Source organism: Paraburkholderia polaris (genome assembly GCF_012927345.1).
Taxonomy (GTDB): Bacteria; Pseudomonadota; Gammaproteobacteria; order Burkholderiales; family Burkholderiaceae; genus Paraburkholderia; species Paraburkholderia polaris.
In genome coordinates this window covers 38,063-58,457 of record NZ_JABBGJ010000021.1, presented here as the reverse complement: position 1 = coordinate 58,457, position 20,395 = coordinate 38,063, and the positions used below count along the sequence as shown (strand labels likewise).

The window sequence follows — 20,395 nt, the reverse complement described above, 5'->3', positions numbered from 1 at the left end:
GAAGCGTGAATAAAGCCACTCCGGCGCCCAAAAGTGAAAAGGCAAGCCTGAAAGTATAGCAGCGCGGGCAGGGGGCCGCAGACGCGCAGGTACAATGCGGCCCCATGGAATCCTTCGATATCGCAGTGATCGGCGCAGGCGCGGCCGGCATGATGTGCGCGGCTGTGGCCGGGCAACTCGGCCGTCGCGTGGTGCTGATCGACCACTCGCAGCGTCTCGCGGAGAAAATCCGCATTTCCGGCGGCGGCCGGTGCAACTTCACGAATCTGTATGCCGGACCGGCCAATTACCTGTCGGCCAACCCGCATTTCTGCCGTTCGGCGCTGGCGCGCTACACGCCGCGTGACTTTATGGCGCTGCTCAAGCGCCATCACGTGACGTGGCACGAGAAGCACAAGGGGCAGTTGTTTTGCGATCAGTCGAGTGACGCGGTCATCAATGTGCTGAAGAACGAGTGCGACGCGGGCCGCATTGCGTGGCGCACGCCGCTCGCAGTCGAGCAGGTGCGGCATGACGCCGAAGGGCGGTTCACGCTGGACACCCACTCGGGCCCGATCACGGCCCGCGCGCTCGTGGTGGCGACCGGCGGCCTGTCGATTCCCAAGATTGGCGCCACCGATTTCGCCTACCGTCTCGCCAAGCAATTCGGCCACAAGCTGATCGACACCCGTCCCGCGCTGGTTCCGCTGACCTTTGCCCCCGCCGACTGGGAGCCGTTCTCTGCACTCTCCGGCGTGTCGCTCGAGGTGCAACTGGCGACCGGCAACAAAAAGACCGGTGCCGAGTTCAACGAAGACCTGTTGCTTACCCACCGCGGCCTGTCGGGCCCGGGAGTTCTACAGATTTCGAGTTACTGGCAGCCCGGCGAGGCGATTCACATCAATCTACTGCCCGAGCGGGACGCCACGACCGCATTGCTGGAAGCCAAAACCGGCACGAAGCGCCAGATCGCCAATCTGCTCTCAGAATGGGTGCCGCAACGGCTCGCCCACGTCTGGCTGGAAACCCACCAGATCCCCGCCGAAGCGCGCGTGGCCGATCTGCCGGACAAGACGCTGCGCCGCATCGGTGAGGCCTTGTCGCGCTGGACGCTCACCCCGAACGGCACTGAAGGCTACCGCAAGGCCGAAGTCACGCGCGGTGGTATCGACACGCGCGACCTGTCGTCGGCAACGATGATGAGCGCCCGCACGCCGGGTTTGTACTTCATCGGCGAGGCGGTCGACGTGACCGGCTGGCTCGGTGGCTACAACTTTCAATGGGCGTGGGCCTCCGGCGTGGCGGCCGGGCAGGCGGCTGCAGAGTACGTTCTGGGGGCTTGACGGCGCATTAGCTTTGTGAGAAAGCTCTGATATACTCCTGAACCGTTACAAAGTTTCGTTATTGAAAAATGACGAGCGTCCACGTAAAAGACAACGAGCGGTTTGAAGTTGCGATGCGCCGCTTCAAGCGCACGATGGATAAAAGCGGGCTGCTGGCGGACCTTCGCGTCCGCGAGTTTTACGAAAAGCCTACGGCTGAGCGCAAGCGCAAGAAGGCGGCTGCGGTTAAGCGTCATTTCAAGCGTCTGCGTGGCCAGATGCTGCCAAAGAAGTTCTACTGATTCTGGCGTTGCCGCGGTTCCTGTCGAACGGAGCGGCGACATCCAACGGTGACGGCACAGCAGGCGCCGTCGCGGAAAACACGGCCCCTTCGGGCCAGCCGGCAGGGTCGCATTCACTACGCAAAATCGCGCCAACCCGCTTGAGGAAGCAGTCCCAAGCGGGCGTTTGTGTTGGATGCGGCGTGGGGTTGCAGGGTATTGATGCGGTTAGCCGGCCGGTTTTTAAATTTTCAACGCATTCAGGTGAGTGATGAGTCTCAAGGACCAGATCAACGACGATATGAAAGCTGCCATGCGGGCGCGTGAGACCGAGCGTCTCGGCACGATCCGCTTGCTGCTCGCCGCGGTCAAGCAGCGCGAAGTTGACGAACGCGTCACCCTTGACGACGCGGCGATCACAGCCGTCATCGACAAGATGATCAAGCAGCGCAAAGACTCGATCAGCCAGTTCGAGGCTGCTGGCCGCACGGATCTCGCCGACAAGGAAAAGGCCGAGCTGGCCATCCTGTCCGCCTATATGCCGGCGCAGATGTCCGAGGCGGAGATCGTTGCCGAAGTTCAGGCCGCGGTCGCGCAAACTGGCGCTGCCGGCCCGCAGGACATGGGCAAGGTGATGGGCGTGCTCAAGCCGAAGCTGGCCGGCCGCGCCGACATGACCGCTGTCTCGGCACAAGTCAAAGCCGCGCTCGCGAAGTAATTCCTGTATTTCCGGTCTGCGCGCGCTGTTGGTCGACGGCGCGCGCAGCCTTGAGCTTTTTAGGTAGCGTCATTCACTGTGATTCCACCGTCATTCCTGCAGGACCTGCTCAACCGCGTCGATATCGTCGACGTGGTCGGCCGGTACGTGCAGTTGAAAAAGGGCGGCGCGAACTTCATGGGGCTGTGTCCGTTTCACAACGAGAAAAGCCCTTCGTTTACGGTTAGTCCGACTAAGCAGTTCTATCACTGCTTCGGCTGCGGCGCGCATGGTACGGCTATCGGCTTCCTGATGGAGCACGTCGGCTCGACGTTTCCAGAGGCGGTCAACGAACTCGCGCAATCGGTCGGGTTGACCGTGCCGAACGAGCCTTCGCCCGGATATGGCGGCGGCGGTTCCGGCGGGTATTCGCCGGCTGCGTCCAAGGCGGTCACCACGGCGCTGTCCGATGTCATGCAGACCGCCTGCGACTTCTACCGCAAACAGCTGCGCGGCGCGCCGGTCGCGATCCAGTATCTGAAGAAGCGCGGCCTGACCGGCGAGATCGCCGCTCGCTTCGGCCTTGGCTATGCACCGGACGGCTGGCAGAACCTCGAGTCCGCGTTCCCCAACTATCGGGACGATTCATTGGTCGAATCGGGTCTTGTGATCGTCAGCGAAAAGTCGGATGCGCAAGGTCAGAACCGCCGATACGACCGCTTTCGCGAGCGGATCATGTTCCCGATACGTAATGTGAAGGGGCAGGTGATCGGCTTCGGCGGACGTGTGCTGGACGGCGGCGAGCCGAAATATTTGAATTCGCCGGAAACGCCTCTATTTAACAAAGGCAGCGAGCTGTATGGGCTGTTCGAGGCACGTCTGGCGATTCGCGAACAGCGTTACGTATTAGTGGTCGAAGGCTACATGGACGTGGTCGCGCTGGCCCAATTGGGGTTCCAGAACGCGGTGGCCACGCTCGGCACGGCCTGCACACCGATTCATGTGCAGAAACTGATGCGTCAGACCGATACGGTCATCTTCAGCTTCGACGGCGATTCGGCAGGGCGCCGCGCCGCGCGCCGTGCGCTGGATGCCTGCCTGCCGCATGCGGCGGACAACCGGACCATCCGGTTCCTGTTTCTGCCGTCCGAGCACGATCCGGACAGCTACGTGCGCGAATTCGGCACGGAGGCGTTCGCCGAGCAGGTCGAGCGCGCCATGCCGCTGTCGCAGTTCATGCTGAACGAGGTGCTGACGGGCAAGGAGCTGGACCAGCCGGAAGGCCGGGCCCGCGCGCTGTTCGACGCGAAACCTCTGCTGCAGCAGCTGCCGGCCAATGCGCTGCGCGCGCAGATCATGCATATGTTCGCCGACCGGCTCGACGTGCCGTTCGACGAAGTGGCCGCTTTATGCGAAGTCGATGCCCGGATTGCGGTGGCCGCCCGCTTGGCGCCGGCCCGCAAAGACCGGCGGAGTGTGACCGGGATCGAAGAAAAAACGCTGCGCAATCTGGTGATGTATCCGCGGACGGTGGCGGTGCTCGACGAGGAAGCCGAGCAGGCGCTTCTGAGCGTCACGCGGCACGGCGAGCTGTTCGAAGAAGTGACGACGCATGCGCGCGCGCTGGGCGATTCGGCGGAGTTTCAGTTGCTGTCCGACCTATTGCGAAATGGCGCGAATGCCCCAACTTTCGAGGAAATCTTTCGCAAAATTCTAGACTATGATGAAAATGTCCGGGATTTGCTGCTGAAGGACCCGGAGGATGCGACCGTCATCGAGGAACGGCGCGAGCAGGAACGGATCGTCGGAGAGGAACTGAAAGCGGCGATTCTGAAGATGCGATACGACGCTTACTGCGACCGTCTCGAGCAGCTTTCGCGGCAATCCCGGCACACACCGGAGGAGTTTGCGGAGCTGACGGGCCTGAATCAGAAGCGCGCTGAGATGAAGCGCCAGCTTGGGCTGTAAGCGGGATGGCAGAAACCTGGGTGCTATAATAAAAGGTTTCCAGCGGTTTGTTTTTTCAATGGTTTTCCTAGCAAAGGCGATTGCGATGGCAAAGACACCAGGCGGGAAAAAAGCGACAGGCACGGGCTCGAACGAGCCGACCAGAAAGGTCACTGAGGCCAAGTTAGCTTCTTCCCCCAGAAAAACGTCTGCCGCAAGCGTCACACCTGCTGCCGGGAAGAAATCCTTGGCCACTTCCGCTGCGCGTGCGGAGCCGGTCGGGGCGGCGAAAGCTGTACCACCACCGGCCACAGAACGGCCGGATGTCAGAAGCGCAAGGGAAGCGCCTGCCGCGCAGGATGATGCGGTAGAGCGCGAGACTCCAGTATCCACGGTTCAACCGGCTGTTGTCCAACAGCCGCGAGTCGAGACTACAGCCGGTACGACGAACTCCATGACGAAAAAGCTGAACGAAACACCCGTTGATGACGACGCAACCCAAAGCGAAGAAACCCCTGCGGCCGTTCCCGGCAAGGTGGAAAAGGTCAAGGCTCGCGATCGTCGTGCAAAGGAAAAGGCGCTGCTGAAAGACGCGTTCGCGTCGTCGCAGCCGGGCACCGTCGAGGAACTCGAAGAGCGCCGCTCCAAACTGCGCGCGCTGATCAAGCTCGGCAAGGAGCGCGGCTTCCTCACGTACGCGGAAATCAACGACCACCTCCCGGACAACTTCACCGAGACCGAGGCGATCGAAGGCATCATCAGCACGTTCAACGACATGGGCGTGGCTGTGTACGAGCAGGCGCCGGACGCTGAAACGCTGCTGTTGAACGACAACGCACCCGCCGCTTCGTCGGACGACGAAGTGGAAGAGGAAGCAGAAGTCGCGCTTTCCACCGTCGACTCCGAATTCGGCCGCACCACCGACCCGGTCCGCATGTACATGCGTGAAATGGGTACGGTCGAGCTGCTCACGCGCGAAGGCGAAATCGAAATCGCCAAGCGGATCGAAGACGGCCTCAAGCACATGGTGATGGCTATCTCCGCGTGCCCGACCACGATCGCCGACATTCTGGCCATGGCCGAGCGCGTTGCGAACGAGGAAATCCGTATCGACGAACTGGTCGACGGCCTGATCGACGCCAACGCGGATGATGCGGACGGCTTCTCGGCGCAGGAAGCGGAAGCGATCGAAAGCGAAGACGAGGAAGCCGAGGAAGAGGACGCGGAAGACGAGGAAGAAGACGACGGTACGGCGCAAGCCACGGCCAACGCAGCGCAGATGGAAGCGCTCAAGCGTGCGTCCCTCGAGAAGTTCGCCATGATCAGCGAATGGTTCGACAAGATGCGTCGCGCGTTCGAAAAGGAAGGCTACAAGTCCAAGTCGTATCTGAAGGCGCAGGAAACGATCCAGAACGAACTGATGACGATCCGCTTTACCGCGCGTACCGTCGAGCGTCTGTGCGACACGTTGCGTGCGCAAGTAGACGAAGTGCGTCAGGTCGAGCGTCAGATCCTGCATACGGTGGTCGACAAGTGCGGCATGCCGCGTGCGGAATTCATCGCGCGTTTCCCGGGCAGCGAAACGGATCTGGAATGGGCCGACAAGATCGTCGGCGAAGGTCACGCGTATAGCGCCATCCTCACGCGTAACATTCCGGCCATTCGCGAACAGCAGCAACGCCTGCTCGACTTGCAGGCGCGCGTCGTATTGCCGCTGAAAGACCTGAAGGAAACCAACCGTCAGATGGCGGCAGGCGAACTGAAGGCGCGTCAGGCGAAGCGCGAAATGACCGAGGCGAACTTGCGTCTCGTGATCTCGATCGCGAAGAAGTACACGAACCGTGGTCTGCAGTTCCTCGACCTGATTCAGGAAGGCAACATCGGCCTGATGAAGGCGGTGGACAAGTTCGAATATCGTCGTGGCTACAAGTTCTCCACGTATGCAACGTGGTGGATCCGTCAGGCCATTACGCGTTCGATTGCTGACCAGGCGCGTACGATCCGGATTCCGGTTCACATGATCGAAACGATCAACAAGATGAACCGCATCTCGCGTCAGATCTTGCAGGAAACCGGTCTCGAGCCGGATCCGGCAACGCTGGCCGAGAAGATGGAAATGCCGGAAGACAAGATCCGCAAGATCATGAAGATCGCGAAGGAGCCGATCTCGATGGAAACGCCGATCGGTGACGACGACGATTCGCATCTGGGCGACTTCATCGAAGATAACAACACGGTCGCGCCGGCCGACGCCGCGTTGCATGCCAGCATGCGCGATGTCGTGAAAGACGTGCTCGACTCGCTGACGCCGCGTGAAGCGAAGGTGCTGCGCATGCGTTTCGGTATCGAGATGAGCACCGATCACACGCTCGAAGAAGTCGGTAAGCAGTTCGACGTGACGCGTGAGCGGATCCGTCAGATCGAGGCGAAGGCTTTACGCAAACTGCGTCACCCGAGCCGCTCGGACAAGCTGAAGTCGTTCCTCGAAGGGAATTGATCGAAGTTGGCGGGATGTAGAGAATCTAGGGGCTTCCTGATTGTTTCGCGAGAGCGAAGCGGTCACGGAAGCCCCTTTTTCGTGTAGTATGTCGGCCAAACAGTGACTAGGCCCGGCCTTCAAGACCGGGTCTTTTTCTTAGTTGTCTTAGTCGTCTTAGTTTTCTCAGGGCCGGACGCCGTGCTGGTTGCAGGCAGCGGACTCATAATCCGCCTCCGAAAGGACACCGTCGGTTCGACTCCGACCCGGCCCACCAAACATCAAATCAACTCAATGATCGACGGCCCTGATCGACAGGATGCCCGTTTGTCCATAGAACTCCTGCAGCGCAAAAGCTTCCCGCTCCCGTTGTGCACGCGCACTCCGATCCAGCATCGAAACTACCCAGATTCCGACGAACGCAAGCGGCACCGAAACGAGCGCGGGGTTATCGAGGAACACCGGCGCGTGCGCGTGATGCAGGACGTCGACCCATACCGACTTTGAGAACAGCGTCAGCAGCACGGCGGAAATCAACCCTAGGCTTCCGCCGACCACCGCGCCGCGCGTTGTCATGCCACGCCAGAAAATCGACGACACTAGCACCGGGAAGTTCGCACTAGCCGCGACCGCCGCGACGAGACCGACCAGAAATGCCACGTTGATGTGCTCGAAGAGAATGCCGAGCCCGATCGCGACCACGCTCAGCACCAACGTCGAGACGCGGGAGATGCGCATTTCCCTGACTTCGTCGGTTTTGCCGCGCGCGAGCCAGCAGGCGTACAGGTCGTGCGACACCGTGGTCGCCCCGGAGAGGGTGAGGCCCGCCACGACCGCCAGGATCGTCGCGAATGTCACGGCGGCGATGAAGCCGTAGAACAGGTTGCCGCCCACCGCCTGGGCCAGCTTGACGGCGACCATGTTCGATCCGCCGAGCAGGTCGCGCGTGAGGTTGAAATGCCCGTCGGCGGCGATCTTGAAGAACTCGGGATGCTGGGCGAGCAACGCGATCGCGGAGAAGCCGATGATGAAGGTCAACAGATAGAAATACCCGATAAACCCCGTGGCGACGAACGCGGACTTGCGTGCCTCCTTCGCGTTGGGCACCGTGAAGAAGCGCATCAGGATATGCGGGAACCCTGCGGTGCCAAACATCAACGCGATGCCGAGCGAGAGCGCGTTCAGCGGGTCCTTCAGCAGCTTGCCGGGGCCCATGATGCTCAGCGCGCCGGGATGGACGTCGACGGCGCGTCGAAACATCTCCTCGGGGCTGAAGCCGAATTGCGCGAGCGCGGTGACGGCCATGAAGGTCGCGCCGCAGAGCAGCAGCACGGCCTTGATGATCTGCACCCAGGTGGTCGCCGTCATGCCGCCGAAGAACACGTAGATCACCATCAGCGCGCCGACGATGACCTCGGCCATCCAGTACTGCAATCCGAACAGCAACTGGATCAGCTTGCCCGCGCCGACCATCTGCACGACCAGATAGAAGATCACGACGACGAGCGACGTGCTAGCCGTCAGAAGGCGAATAGGCGCCTGCTCGAAACGATAGGCGACGACATCGACGAACGTGAACTTGCCGAGATTGCGCAGCGGTTCGGCGAGCAGGAACATCACGAACGGCCAGCCGACGAGAAAGCCGATCGAATAGATCAGGCCATCGAAGCCGAAAACGAAAACCATGCCGGAAAGGCCGAGAAACGAAGCGGCGGACATATAGTCCCCCGCGATGGCGAGCCCGTTCTGGAAGCCGGTGATGCCGCCGCCTGCGCTGTAGAAGTCCTTCGTCGTGCGGGTCTTGCGCGATGCCCAGCGCGTGATGCCAAGCGTGACGAGCACGAAGAGCAGAAACATCCCGATCGCGACGGGACTCAGTTCAACATGCTCCGGCACCGGGCCGGTGATGGAGGTGGCATGAGCGAGCGCGGCGATCGATGCGAGGCCCGCGCAAAGGAAGGCGCGAATGAGTTTCATCGTTCAGTCTCCTTGCCGGGCTTTGGCGAGCAGCGCACTCATCAAAGGATCGAACGTGCGATTCGCTCGCAGCACATATCCGCCCGTCAGGCCGACCGCGATCAGGATGATGCCGATACCCACGACGATCCCCACGCTCGTCGTGGCGCCGGCATACAGTGGATGTGCGAGCACTTTCGGGGCGAGGGCGACGAACAGGATGAAGCCGTAGTAAGTGAAGATCATCAACGCCGTCAGCGTGAAGCTGAAGCGGCGACGTGAAGTGACGAGCTGCCGGTAGGCGGGGCTCGCTTTGATTGAATCGATGAGGGCCTGCTGCATGGATGTCTCCAACCTGTGACTTGCTGATTTCGTTGTGGTGGTGAATCGAATGAGCCCGGCAGGCTCGATGAGACTGCTTTACCGGCTGCCTTCGGGCGGCACGTGTTGTTGTGATTGCGTGTCAGGTGAGGCGGGGGCGGCTGTTTGGGTGCAGCCGTTACGCACCTGGTTCGCTGCGTCTGTGATGCCTGGCCCAGTTCGCTCACCCGTTGCGGCACGAGCGTGAACAGATCACCGATGAGGCCGTAATGGGTGACGCCGAAAATCGGCGCCAAGCAACAGTGCCGTTGCAACGAGGCGCAATGCGACGTTAAACGACGCCGTCTGTCTTCAACCGCGACAGTCGTTCGTCCGACAGGCCGAGCAGCGACTGCAGAACATCCTTCGTGCCTTCCCCGAGTTGCGGCGGCGCGCTTCGTACCGGCAAGCGCGCACCGTCGAAGCGATAGGGCGGAGCGAGGACATGTGTGCTGCCGGCTTCCGGATGCGGTTGCGTCGTCACGAGCCCGGCGTCCGTCGCGCGCTTCGAGGTGAGCGCCTCGTGAAGACCGAGCACTTCGCCGCATGGAATGCCGGCCTGAGTCAGGCGTTGCAGCAGCACCTGACGCTTTCTTCGACCGATCTCGCGGTTGAGTTCGGGCACGAGAACCTCGCGGTTCGCCGCACGCTTGATGTTTGTCTGGAACCGGTCGTCGTCGGCAAGATCCGGGCGTTCGATCACCTCGCGGCAGAAGCGCGCGAATTGACTGTTGTTGCCGACCGTGATGACGAGCGGTCCATCGGCCGCATCGAACACGCCGTAGGGGACGATCGAAGGATGCGCGTTGCCGTAGCGCGGCGGGTCCTCGCCCATGATCAGCGCTTCCAGGCCGTAATACGACGTGATCATCAGGCCGCAATCGAACAGCGCCATTTCGATGTGACGTCCCTTGCCGGTCTGCTGACGCTCGAAAAGCGCCGCGAGCACCGCCTGGGCCGAATACATCCCGGTGAACAGGTCGACAGCGGCCACACCGAACTTCAGCGGCGGCTGATCGGCTTCGCCGTTGAGCGCCATCAGTCCAGCCTCGCCCTGAACCACCAGATCGTAGCCGGGACGCGCGGCTTCCGGTCCTGTGCGGTCATAGCCGGAGATCGAGCAGTAGATCAGGTCCTCATGCTCCTGCTTCAGTTGCTCGTATCCGAGGCCCAGCTTTTCCGCGCCACCGAACTTGAAGTTCTGGATCACGACGTCACTTTTCTGCGCCAGTTCCCGCGCGATCTGCTGGCCCTCGGCGGTTTGCAGATCGAGACTCACCGAGCGCTTGTTGCGGTTGACGCTGTTGAAATAGGCCGTCTCGGTTGAGCCGACTCGCAAGCCCCAATCGCGGGTGTCGTCGCCGCGCTTCGGGTGCTCGACCTTGATGACTTCGGCGCCGAGATCGCCCAGCACCATGCCGCACCACGGTCCGGCAAGCACGCGGGAGAGATCGAGGACGCGAACGCCGGCTAGCGGCAGAGAGGAAGTCAGGTTCGACATGGCAAATCCAGATTGACAAGGGTTCGTGACGAGGACGCCGCTCCTACTTTGAAAGCGCGGCAGGGCTGTTGAGGGTCACGATGAGAATCTGGCCGCGCAGTTCGGGCGTGGCGACGTCGTCAGACAATTGGGGTTCATTGTCCCAGTCTCCGTGTATTGGCTTTTCGTATGGCCCATTGTGGAATGGGCCGATCCTGTTGACAATTCCACTGGAGGTTGACGGACTGTTAACTGCAGCTTGACGTGGAGCGCGGTGGCTGATCGTCCGGGCGTACTCCCTCAGACCCATGTCTGCGCGAGCGAAAGGATTTCGTCGCGCAGATAGTCGATCAGGGCTTGCGTCGATGGCGATGGATAGCGATTGGGCAGCGTGACGATATACAGGGTGTTCTGCTGACCGGCGACACGGTATTGCGGCAGGATCGGCAGCAGTCCGCGGCTCATCGGCGCATGCGGCACGTAGACCGGCAACAGCCCGATACCCATGCCCTGACACACGGCCTCAGCCAGGAATGGGTAGTCGGACGACTGCAATGCGGGCTGCATCGTGATCGTGTGGACGTCGGCTTCATTTTCCCGGTGCGTGAGCGTCATTGTCACGCGCCGGCCAGGGTAGGGCGATGCGACCAGCGTCTGCCGTTCGAGGTCGGCAGGACAATCGATCGGACCATGCTTCTCAACATAGTCGGCCGATGCATACAGGTTCCAGTCGATCGAGCATATGTTGCGCGCCACGTAGTCCAGCGGCGGCGTCGACGTGATTCGCACCGCCACGTCGACTTCCGCGGCGATCAGGTCCTCGATCCGGTTGTTGAACGTGACATTCAGTGTGATGCCCGGATGCGTACGCGTGAATTCAAGCAGCTTCGCGCCGATGAACATCCGGCCGAAGCCGGTCGGCACGCTGATCCGCACCCGACCGCGCAGTGTCTGCCCGAGGCTGTCGATCGATGCGCGCGCCGTACCCAGATCCTCGAGCATCCGCTGGCCGCAGTCGTACAGCATGTGTCCGGCTTGCGTCAGTTCGAGACTTCGTGTCGAGCGACGCAGCAGTTGCGCGCCGGTTTCGCGTTCCAACAGCTTCAGCCGCTGGCTGATGTTGGAGCGCGTCATCCCGAGCTTGCGCGCCGCGGCGCTGAGGCTGCGCGATTCCACAATCTCGACGAACAGGCCGATCAGATTCAAATCCATAGGGTGTTTGTCAATTCAGCCTGAACAAGTGCCGCTATATTAGGCCTATTGTCTCCGCCTGGAGAGCGGTCGTCCCAAAAGGCGCTGTCGCGCGTGGAAGTCGCTTAGGAGCAGATTCTCGACCGCGTGTGGGAACGGGTGTAGCGACGGTGTTTGTCGGTGTCAATGTCCGTTCGGGTTCCTGTTCGGTTCCGAGGAATGTGGTGAGTGCGGCCAGTCGCCAGGCGACCATAAGCGCGGACCGCCGGAAAGTAGGGAAACTACGCGTAAAAAAGCTGACGGCTGCACCGTTAATCAAATACGGAAGGCTAATCGATGTATGCCTTCCGCTTTCAGCACGGGTTTCTTGTCACGCGGCGGCCGGCGCCGCAATTCACTCCCGGGCAATACCCGTGCTGAAGGCTTCATTCTTCGGCGGTAATCGTTTTTTGAAGCGTTGGCGCTTTGAGTGCATAGCCGCCGATCTGACTACATGTGACCGCCGCACGGCGCTTTTCATCAGCGCGTGCTCGCACAAGGCTGTGCTGCGGTGGCGACATGGAAGGCGAGTCGGAATTCAATCCGGTTTGTTATTCGCGCATTTTTTAATCGACTAATCGATTGAACAGCGCATCACCGCTACGTCCGAATAATCCGATTGCAAAATAAACGACCAGATTGATCGAATTAAGTTCCCGGTTTTCTGAAATAAATTTACTCCGTGCCGCATTCCTCTTGAGCATTTGCCTGATTTTCAGGCAATCAGCCGTTTCTCACTTTTCAAACGTTCCGACCCGATTACGTCACGCATATTAAATGCTGTTGCATACGCACAACTTTAATATTGAAATGTTGCAAATAACTTCTGTCCAGAGCAGGCACGCCACAGCCCTGATTTTGCGATAAACGTATGAAAAATAACGACTAAATGCTTATCTCGATTTGATTGTTGCGGATTCTGAAAAATCATGTTGCGCAAATTGCGGGCGTAGCTACTAGGGTCTCCACCTACACTCACGCTTCGTTTAAAGGGTGCCCGGCTGATCTGAAACGGTTCGGCCAACAGGGCGGCAGCGAGCGATCGTTGCGCTGCTGAGGCAGGTCCCGCTCCCCGCGTAAATTTATCGAACAGGAGTCCCACGCATGAAAAAGAGTCTCATCGTTGTTGCGGTTGCCGCATCGTTCGCATCCGTCGCTCACGCACAAAGCAGCGTGACCCTGTATGGTCTGCTGGACGCAGGCCTGACGTACACCAGCAACGTCGCCCCCGCCAACGGCGTCGGCCACGGCAACGCAAAGTGGGCAGCGGGTAGCGGCGGCATCAACCAAAGCATGTTCGGTCTGCGTGGCTCGGAAGATCTGGGCGGCGGTCTGAAGGCAGTCTTCACGTTGGAAAGCGGCTTCAACATCAACAACGGCAAGTTCGCTAACAACAACGGCATGTTCAACCGTCAAGCGTTTGTCGGTCTGTCGAGCGCACAATTCGGTACGGTCACGCTGGGTCGTCAATACGACGCAGCACAAGACTACCTGGCACCGCTGACCGCAACGGGCAGCTGGGGCGGTACGTACTTCGCTCACCCGTTTAACAACGACAACCTGAGCACGAACGGCGGCTACGCAGTCAACAACTCGATCAAGTACTCGAGCGCTAACTACGCTGGCTTCACGTTCGGCGGCACGTACGGCTTCTCGAACCAGGCTGGCGCATTCGCAAACAACCGCGAATACAGCGTTGGTGCGGCATACCAGTACCAAGGTCTGCGTTTGGGCGCTGCTTACGCACAGCAGAACAACCCGGGTGCAACGAACGCAGCAGGCACGGCAAGCAACGGCGGTGCTTCGGACGGCTCGATCCTGGGCCTGGCAGGCAACTTCCGTCAACGTGAATTCGGCGCAGCTGCTTCGTACTCGTTCGGCCCGGCAACCGTCGGTGCTGCATGGACGCAGTCGCGTATCGACAACGTCGTTGGCACGCAACAATCGCTGCGCGCTAACAACTACGAAGTCAACGGCAAGTACAACCTGACCCCGGCTCTGGGCCTGGGCGTTGCTTACACGTTCACGGACGGCAAGGGCTACGGCGTTGCTGCAGACGGCGGTTCGGCGTCGGTCCGCTACCACCAGATCGGCCTGCAAGCTGACTACTCGCTGTCGCGTCGTACGGACGTCTACGCTCAAGCCGTGTACCAGCACGCAATGGGCGACGGCGGTGTCGCTTCGATCTACAGCGGCGACAACACGCAACTGCCGTCGTCGTCGAAGAACCAGACGGCTGCTACGGTCGGTCTGCGTCACCGCTTCTAAGCTTCAGCAGAAGCTAGTTGTTGTAGAAAAGGTGCCGTTCGCGGCACCTTTTTTTATGGGCGCGCCACTTGGGCGGCCGGCACCCGGCCTGAGTGCCGGATGCCGCGCACCTTGCTGGGCGTTGCCGTACCGTGCGGTGCTTAGAAAATCGTACGCAGACCGAGTGCAACGCCGGTCTGATTGTTTTTGCCCGGCAATTCGACCGAGGCAGCTCCCGACACTTTGTCGAAGTCGACCGTACCGTACACCTCGGTGCGCTTCGACAACGCATACTCCGCCAGCGCGACGAACGTATAGCGATTGCCGCTGCCCAACTGACCGTTGCCGATCGCCGCATTGGACATGTGGTCGTAATATGCCGCGCCGGTCAGCGTGAGGGTGCGCGTGGCCTGCCACGTCACGCCGGCAAACGGGCCGTTGTCGACGCGACCCGAACCCTTGAGGATATCGACGCCCGGCACGAGCGTTTGCTGCGCCAGTGCGCTATCCACGAAACCCGTGTCGTCCTTCGAATGCAGATAGCCGACGTACACCTTCGCCGAATTGAACGCATAGACCGCGTTCGCGTTGAAGACGGTCTGCTTGTGATTGCTGTTGTCGCTGTTCTGTTGCACGCCGGCCGCGACGCTCAGCGGGCCGGCCACGTACGACAGCGTGAAGCCATACATACTGCCCGCGCCGAGATGACCCGGCACCTGTCCCGAGAAACCGCCGACGCCCGTCGATTCCGCGTTGGTGCCGAACGAATACATCGCGGCCATGGTCAGGCCTTTGTACGTGCCGGTGTATTTAACGGCGTTGTCCGCGTAAAGCCCGGCGCCGAGCGCGCCCGGCAGCCATGAATTCTCCGCGTAATTGCCGACCGTGAGCGGATCGTAGGTGTCGCCCAACAGATCGAATAAAGGCGTCTTCTGACGGCCGAACGTCACCGTGCCGTACCGGCTGCTCAGGCCGACATAGGCATTGCGGTTGAAGATCCGCTGGCTGTCCGAGGCCGAACCGTCCTGCAGGTTGATACCGCTTTCCAGATCGAAGATCGCCTTCAGACCACCGCCCAGATCCTCCGAGCCGCGCAGGCCCCAGCGGCTGTTGGTGACCGCGCCGTTGGTCATATACAGGCGTCCGTCGTTCTTTGCATTGGAGTTCGTCAGATAGCGCACGCTCACATCGGCGACGCCGTACAACGTGATCGAACTCTGTGCCGAGGCCTGCTCGGATGTCATCGCGAGGGCGGCGCTGCCCATAAGTGCGGCGGTCTTAAGGAGTCTTATTTGTCTCACTGGAATTCCTACCTATGCGGTTATGGATTTTTCATTCAAGGCGCGGGGCGCGCAGGCTTGCTACGCGCCGGGCGCGCCGATGATAGACCACGACCCTCGCTGCGCCACTAATCCATTGGCGCAATAGCGTATTGCGATTTCTGACAATTGCGCACACGAGTCTGACAATCATTGACTTTCTCCAAAGCGTGCTTGGGGTAGTCTGAAACGATTGATTTATAGACACTATTTTTCGCGGCGACGCTAGCACGTGTGCTGCAGGTGCGCGTTCTTACTGCATGGATAATCCCACTTCAAACCTGCCGGCTCGCTCGCCAGCCATTCAGGATCTCACTGACGAGCAATGGCATCGCATCGTGCCGCTCCTGCCTGAAATGAAAGACCATGGGCCTCGGCGTGGCCGTCCCAGCATCGACATCCGTTGCGTGGTGAACAGCGTGCTGTGGGTGCTGCACACGGGCAAGCCGTGGCACGCGATGCCCGACCGGTATGCGCCTTATCAGACTGCGCATCGCTACTATCTGCGCTGGAAGAATTCAGGTGTGCTGGCAAACATCGCCTTTGCGCTGTTCGACACCGATGCCATGCTGGCGAGGCCTGTCACACGCAGGAGCGACCCGCGCACTGCGTAGCAGGCTTAGGACTGTTTGGGCATGGCAAACAGCAAGGCCGTCACCCGGGAACCGGATGACGGCCTTTTTTAATCGGTTGCTTTAGCCGGCTGCTCGCCGGCTGCCTGAGTGCGCCGCTCAATCACGCATGCTGTTCGACCTTGAACACGGCGACCGCATTTCGCAGACGTTCGGTCTGCTCATCAAGTGAGCCTGCCGCAGCCGCGGCCTGCTCGACTAGCGCGGCATTGCGCTGCGTCACATCGTCCATCTGGCGGATCGCGAGATTGACTTCGCCGATGCCCGAACTCTGCTCCTTCGAAGCCGCCGAGATCTCGTTCATGATCGCCGTCACGCGGCGCACGGCGTCGACCACCTCGCCGATCGTGCGGCCGGCGTTGTCGGCAAGCGTCGAGCCTTCGCCGACCTGCGCGACGGACTGATGGATCAGCACCTTGATCTCTTTGGCCGCCGTCGCGCTGCGCTGGGCGAGATTGCGCACTTCGCCCGCGACGACCGCGAAGCCGCGGCCTTCTTCACCGGCGCGCGCCGCTTCCACCGCTGCGTTCAGCGCCAGGATATTGGTCTGGAACGCGATGCCTTCGATTACGCTGATGATCTCGCCGATCTTGCGTGAACTATCGGTGATGCCGGCCATTTTCTCGACCACGTCGTTGACGACCTGGCCGCCGCGCGCGGCAATATTCGACGCATCAGTCGCGAGTTCCGACGCGGTCGCCGCGTTGTCGGCGTTTTGCGTGACGGTCTTGGTGAGCTCATCCATACTGGCGGCAGTTTGCTGCAATGAAGCCGCCTGCTCTTCGGTGCGGCTCGACAGATCCAGGTTGCCTGCGGCAATCTCTTTCGACGCGACCGTGATCGTCTCGGCGGACGTCTTGATCCGCGCGACGGTTGCCGCCAGTTGATTGCGCATCTCGCGCAGCGAGAACAGCAGGCTCGACGTGTCATCGCGACGCAGGTCAATGTGAGTGGCGAGATCGCCGCGTGCGATTTGCATTGCAATCGCCGCCGCCGCGGAAGGCTCGCCGCCAATCGAACGCGATACGTTGCGCACCACGCGCGAGGCCACGAACGACACCAGCACGCCCAGCAGCACCAGCATGCCGGCCGAGCGTGCGAGGGTGGCGTAGAACTGCGCCTGGATGTCGTCCATATAGGCACCGGCGATAAAGTCCCAGTTCCATGGGCCGAAGCGCTTCACATAGCCGATCTTCTCGCTCGGCTCTGTTTCGCCGGGTTTTGGCCACCAATAGCGAAGATAGCCTGCCCCGCTCACCGAGCTACCTGCCTGCGCGATGTCGTGATACAGCGCATTGCCTTTGGCGTCGCGGAAGCCGCTCATATCCTTACCGTTCAGCTTCGGACTCATCGGGTGAGCGACCATCGCCGAATCGCTGCGCACGATCGTCACGTAGCCGGATGCGCCGTAACGCTGCGCGGTGATACGGGCAATGGCCTGCTGTTTGGCCTCATCGACCGGGAGCTTGCCCGTGTCGGCCTGCTTCGCATAGTCCGAGGCGATCGACACCGCCATGTCGGTGACATCGGCCAGATCCGCGCGCCGTGCGTCCATTTGGGCGTTTCGTGCGTCGAACGCGTTCACAACGGTAACGATCAGGAGCGCCGCCCAGCAAAGCAGTATCGGCACCCACAATTTCTGTTTCAGTGTCAGACGGTTCATTATCGGCTTCGACAATACGTTGAACTCGGAATAGGGAGAGGCTGCAATCTGCGTTGCATAGTCGGCATAACGGCAGTTGCAGTGGATTCTTTATTCCGGCGTCCGAAATTCCAGCCCGGGACGCAAACTCCGGCCTGAGGCGGCCGATGAAAAGTGGGAAACGTCGAGGAAAATCGGGGAAAGTGGAACCAAACTCGTAGAACTTCGCAGGAAGCCGCGGACGGACTGCAGCAGGCCGTCGGGGGCACGCGCTTGCCCTAGATCTGCTCCTGACCAAACCCACACAGGCGTTCCAGGTCCAGCACGTCGATCTGGTTATAGGAGAGGCGCAAAATCTGCAGCCTTTCGAGGTTTTGCAGTGCCTGATTGATTCGTTGCCGCGACACGCCTGCCAGCAGGCCGACTTCTTCCTGCGAAATGGCCAGCGTGCGTCCGGTGTCGGGATAGAGATCGGGATTGAACAGTTGCGCAAGCGACTGGGCGACGCGCGCGTCGACGTCCAGCAGCCGGCTATTCTGGATCGCCGCGATGAATTCGCCCATGCGGTTGTTCAGCTGCCGGATCACGAAGCCAGTGAACGGCAGACTCGACTCCAGGAGTGCATGGAACGTCTCGGACGGCACGAACATGACGAGCGAAGGCTGAATCGCGGCCACTTCGTATTTGCGCAATTCACGCTTGATCACGCTGCCTTCGCCGAACCAGCCGCCGGGCGGCACGCCGGAGAGCGTGCAACTGCGTCCTGAGGCGTTGTAGATGGCGAGTTTGATGAGACCGGAATGGACGCCGATCCAGTAGTCCGACGGCTCCTGGCGGCGCGCGACCCATGCGCCCCCTTCCAGATGCTCCGCGTATGCGCTGGCAAGGACCATGGCCCGATGCTCGGCGGCGAGCGCCCTGAACCAGGCGCAGGTGCCGAACAACCGCGGCAGATCGGCGCGCGGGACCCGTTCGGGGCGGTGTGAGCGGGTGTCTGTGAGGGCGGTGAACGAAGCGTCATCCATAAGCGGCTAGCGGGGCGTGGGCGGGCACAGTCGGTTGAGTAGAGCCAGGGCGCGCTACTCTGTCATTTGAATGACAGACAGTTCACCATGACAGTTGCTAGGCTAGTTCATCAATCAGAAAAAGCGACGGCGCGGCCAGCGCCTCAGGAGACAACGCGATGAAGCACATGTTCGAAGAAGGCCTCCAGCGGCGCGAGGCCAATTATGTCCCGCTGACGCCCATCGATTTCATCGTACGCGCAGCGGAAGTCTACAGTGAGCGGCTGGCGGTCGTCCATGGGGAGATTCGCCGTAACTGGCGCGAAACCTACGAGCGCGCGCGGCGACTGGCCAGCGCGTTGCAGCAGGCCGGTATCGAACGCGGCGACACGGTTGCTGCGTTGCTGCCGAATATTCCTCCGATGATAGAAGCGCATTTCGGCGTGCCGATGGCCGGGGCCGTGCTCAATACGCTGAATACGCGGCTCGACGTGTCGTCGCTGCTGTTCATGCTGCGCCATGGCGAGGCGAAGGCGCTGATCGTCGATACGGAGTACAGCGAATTCGCGCACCGCGCGGCGCTGGAATTCCCCGAGTTGCGCGTGATCAGCGTGGCCGATGCGATGCCCGCCGATGCCGACAAGTTCATCCGCGCGACCGACTACGAAGCCTTCCTGCAAACCGGCGACCCTGAGTTTTCCTGGACCCTGCCTGCTGACGAGTGGGACGCTATCGCGTTGAACTACACCTCGGGCACGACCGGGGACCCGAAGGGCGTCGTCTACCACCATCGCGGTGCTTATCTGAATGCGCTCAGCAATATCCTCGAATGGGATATGCCCAAGCATGCGGTCTACCTATGGACCTTGCCGCTCTTTCACTGCAACGGCTGGTGTTTTCCGTGGACTGTGGCCGCGCGTGCCGGCGTCAACGTCTGTCTACGCAAATTTGACGCGAAGACCGTGTTCGATCTGATTCGCCGCGAGGGCATCACGCATTATTGCGGCGCACCGATCGTGCAAAGCGCGCTTGCGAATGCGCCCGCCGAATGGCGCGAAGGCATCACGCATCGCGTGTCGACGATGGTGGCGGGCGCGGCGCCCGCGCCGGCTGTGATCGCCAAGATGAAGGAGATCGGATTCGATCTGACGCACGTGTACGGGCTCACCGAGACCTACGGCCCGGCCGCCGTCTGTGCGAAACAGGAGGAATGGGAAACGCTCGACGACAACGCGCGCGCCGAAATGAACGCGCGGCAGGGCGTGCGCTACCACCTGCAGGCAGCCGTCACGGTGCTCGACCCGGACACGCTCGCGCCCGTCACTGACGACGGCGAAACGCTCGGCGAGATCATGTTCCGCGGCAACATCTGCATGAAGGGGTATCTGAAGAACGAGCGTGCTACGGAAGCGACCTTCCGCGGCGGCTGGTTCCACACCGGGGACCTCGGCGTGCGAATGCCTGACGGCTATATCCGCATCCGCGATCGCAGCAAGGACATCATCATTTCGGGCGGCGAGAACATCTCGAGCATCGAGGTCGAAGACACGCTGTACCGTCACCCTGCGGTGTCGGTTGCCGCCGTGGTGGCAATGGCCGATCCGAAGTGGGGTGAGGTGCCGTGCGCCTTCGTCGAGCTCAAGGAGGGCGCTCAGGTGAGCGCAGAAGAGATCATCGCGCACTGCCGGCTGTTCCTTGCGGGATACAAGTTGCCAAAAGCGGTGCGCTTCGGCGAATTGCCGAAGACATCGACGGGAAAAATTCAGAAGTTCGAACTGCGCGCACGGATCAAGGCGGAAGAAACCGAATAGACCGTGCGCGAT

15 protein-coding genes and 1 tRNA gene are annotated in these 20,395 nt (G+C 61.0%); 9 read left to right on the top strand and 7 right to left on the bottom strand.

What is annotated here, in order from left to right:
• The first annotated feature begins 104 nt into the window (after window positions 1-104).
• The 6 genes from HHL24_RS20175 to HHL24_RS20150 all read left to right on the top strand — a co-directional run bounded on the left by HHL24_RS20175 (window position 105) and on the right by HHL24_RS20150 (window position 6,979).
• The gene (locus tag HHL24_RS20175; protein WP_169487186.1) at window positions 105-1,322 is read left to right on the top strand and encodes a BaiN/RdsA family NAD(P)/FAD-dependent oxidoreductase; all 1,218 of its coding nucleotides are present in this window, start codon (window positions 105-107) and stop codon (window positions 1,320-1,322) included.
• Between the two features lie 68 nt (window positions 1,323-1,390).
• Window positions 1,391-1,603, top strand: coding sequence for a 30S ribosomal protein S21 (gene rpsU, locus HHL24_RS20170; RefSeq protein ID WP_169487185.1), 213 nt, complete (start codon window positions 1,391-1,393; stop codon window positions 1,601-1,603).
• A gap of 250 nt (window positions 1,604-1,853) precedes the next feature.
• Window positions 1,854-2,300 (top strand): GatB/YqeY domain-containing protein, encoded by a 447-nt coding sequence (locus tag HHL24_RS20165; RefSeq protein WP_028196181.1) that lies wholly within the window; start codon window positions 1,854-1,856, stop codon window positions 2,298-2,300.
• 78 nt (window positions 2,301-2,378) lie between these two features.
• Window positions 2,379-4,247, top strand: coding sequence for a DNA primase (gene dnaG, locus HHL24_RS20160; RefSeq protein WP_169487184.1), 1,869 nt, complete (start codon window positions 2,379-2,381; stop codon window positions 4,245-4,247).
• Window positions 4,248-4,332: 85 nt separating this feature from the next.
• On the top strand, window positions 4,333-6,723 hold the full coding sequence (rpoD, locus tag HHL24_RS20155) for an RNA polymerase sigma factor RpoD (protein WP_169487183.1): 2,391 nt from the start codon (window positions 4,333-4,335) through the stop codon (window positions 6,721-6,723).
• Between the two features lie 168 nt (window positions 6,724-6,891).
• Window positions 6,892-6,979 (top strand) — tRNA-Ile (locus tag HHL24_RS20150).
• Between the two features lie 14 nt (window positions 6,980-6,993).
• Here the strand turns inward: HHL24_RS20150 and HHL24_RS20145 are convergent.
• The 4 genes from HHL24_RS20145 to HHL24_RS20130 form a co-directional block, all read right to left on the bottom strand.
• Window positions 6,994-8,679 carry a cation acetate symporter gene (locus HHL24_RS20145; protein WP_169487182.1) on the bottom strand — a complete coding sequence of 562 codons (1,686 nt, stop codon included), beginning with the start codon at window positions 8,677-8,679 and terminating at the stop codon, window positions 6,994-6,996.
• Window positions 8,680-8,682: 3 nt separating this feature from the next.
• The gene (locus tag HHL24_RS20140; RefSeq protein WP_120306113.1) at window positions 8,683-9,000 is read right to left on the bottom strand and encodes a DUF485 domain-containing protein; all 318 of its coding nucleotides are present in this window, start codon (window positions 8,998-9,000) and stop codon (window positions 8,683-8,685) included.
• Window positions 9,001-9,310: 310 nt separating this feature from the next.
• Window positions 9,311-10,519: a CaiB/BaiF CoA transferase family protein gene (locus HHL24_RS20135; RefSeq protein ID WP_169487181.1), complete on the bottom strand. Its 1,209-nt coding sequence runs from the start codon at window positions 10,517-10,519 to the stop codon at window positions 9,311-9,313.
• A gap of 279 nt (window positions 10,520-10,798) precedes the next feature.
• Window positions 10,799-11,710: a LysR family transcriptional regulator gene (locus HHL24_RS20130; RefSeq protein WP_169487180.1), complete on the bottom strand. Its 912-nt coding sequence runs from the start codon at window positions 11,708-11,710 to the stop codon at window positions 10,799-10,801.
• A gap of 1,122 nt (window positions 11,711-12,832) precedes the next feature.
• On the opposite strand from HHL24_RS20130, the gene HHL24_RS20125 reads away from it, so the two are divergent.
• Entirely contained in the window at window positions 12,833-13,996 is a 1,164-nt protein-coding gene (locus HHL24_RS20125; protein ID WP_169487179.1) for a porin, read from the top strand.
• A gap of 140 nt (window positions 13,997-14,136) precedes the next feature.
• On the opposite strand, the gene HHL24_RS20120 is transcribed toward HHL24_RS20125, so the two are convergent.
• Entirely contained in the window at window positions 14,137-15,240 is a 1,104-nt protein-coding gene (locus tag HHL24_RS20120; protein ID WP_169487266.1) for a porin, read from the bottom strand.
• Window positions 15,241-15,554: 314 nt separating this feature from the next.
• Between HHL24_RS20120 and HHL24_RS20115 the strand changes: the two genes are divergently transcribed.
• A complete protein-coding gene (locus HHL24_RS20115) occupies window positions 15,555-15,908 on the top strand; it encodes a transposase (RefSeq protein ID WP_169487178.1) in 354 nt (117 codons plus the stop codon).
• A gap of 121 nt (window positions 15,909-16,029) precedes the next feature.
• Here HHL24_RS20115 and HHL24_RS20110 read toward each other — a convergent pair whose 3' ends face one another.
• Window positions 16,030-17,589, bottom strand: a complete 1,560-nt coding sequence (locus tag HHL24_RS20110; protein ID WP_169487177.1) for a methyl-accepting chemotaxis protein — start codon at window positions 17,587-17,589, stop codon at window positions 16,030-16,032.
• A 257-nt stretch (window positions 17,590-17,846) separates the two neighbouring features.
• A complete protein-coding gene (locus HHL24_RS20105) occupies window positions 17,847-18,593 on the bottom strand; it encodes a Crp/Fnr family transcriptional regulator (RefSeq protein WP_169487176.1) in 747 nt (248 codons plus the stop codon).
• Window positions 18,594-18,751: 158 nt separating this feature from the next.
• Between HHL24_RS20105 and HHL24_RS20100 the strand changes: the two genes are divergently transcribed.
• Window positions 18,752-20,383: an acyl-CoA synthetase gene (locus HHL24_RS20100; RefSeq protein WP_169487175.1), complete on the top strand. Its 1,632-nt coding sequence runs from the start codon at window positions 18,752-18,754 to the stop codon at window positions 20,381-20,383.
• Window positions 20,384-20,395 lie beyond the last annotated feature (12 nt).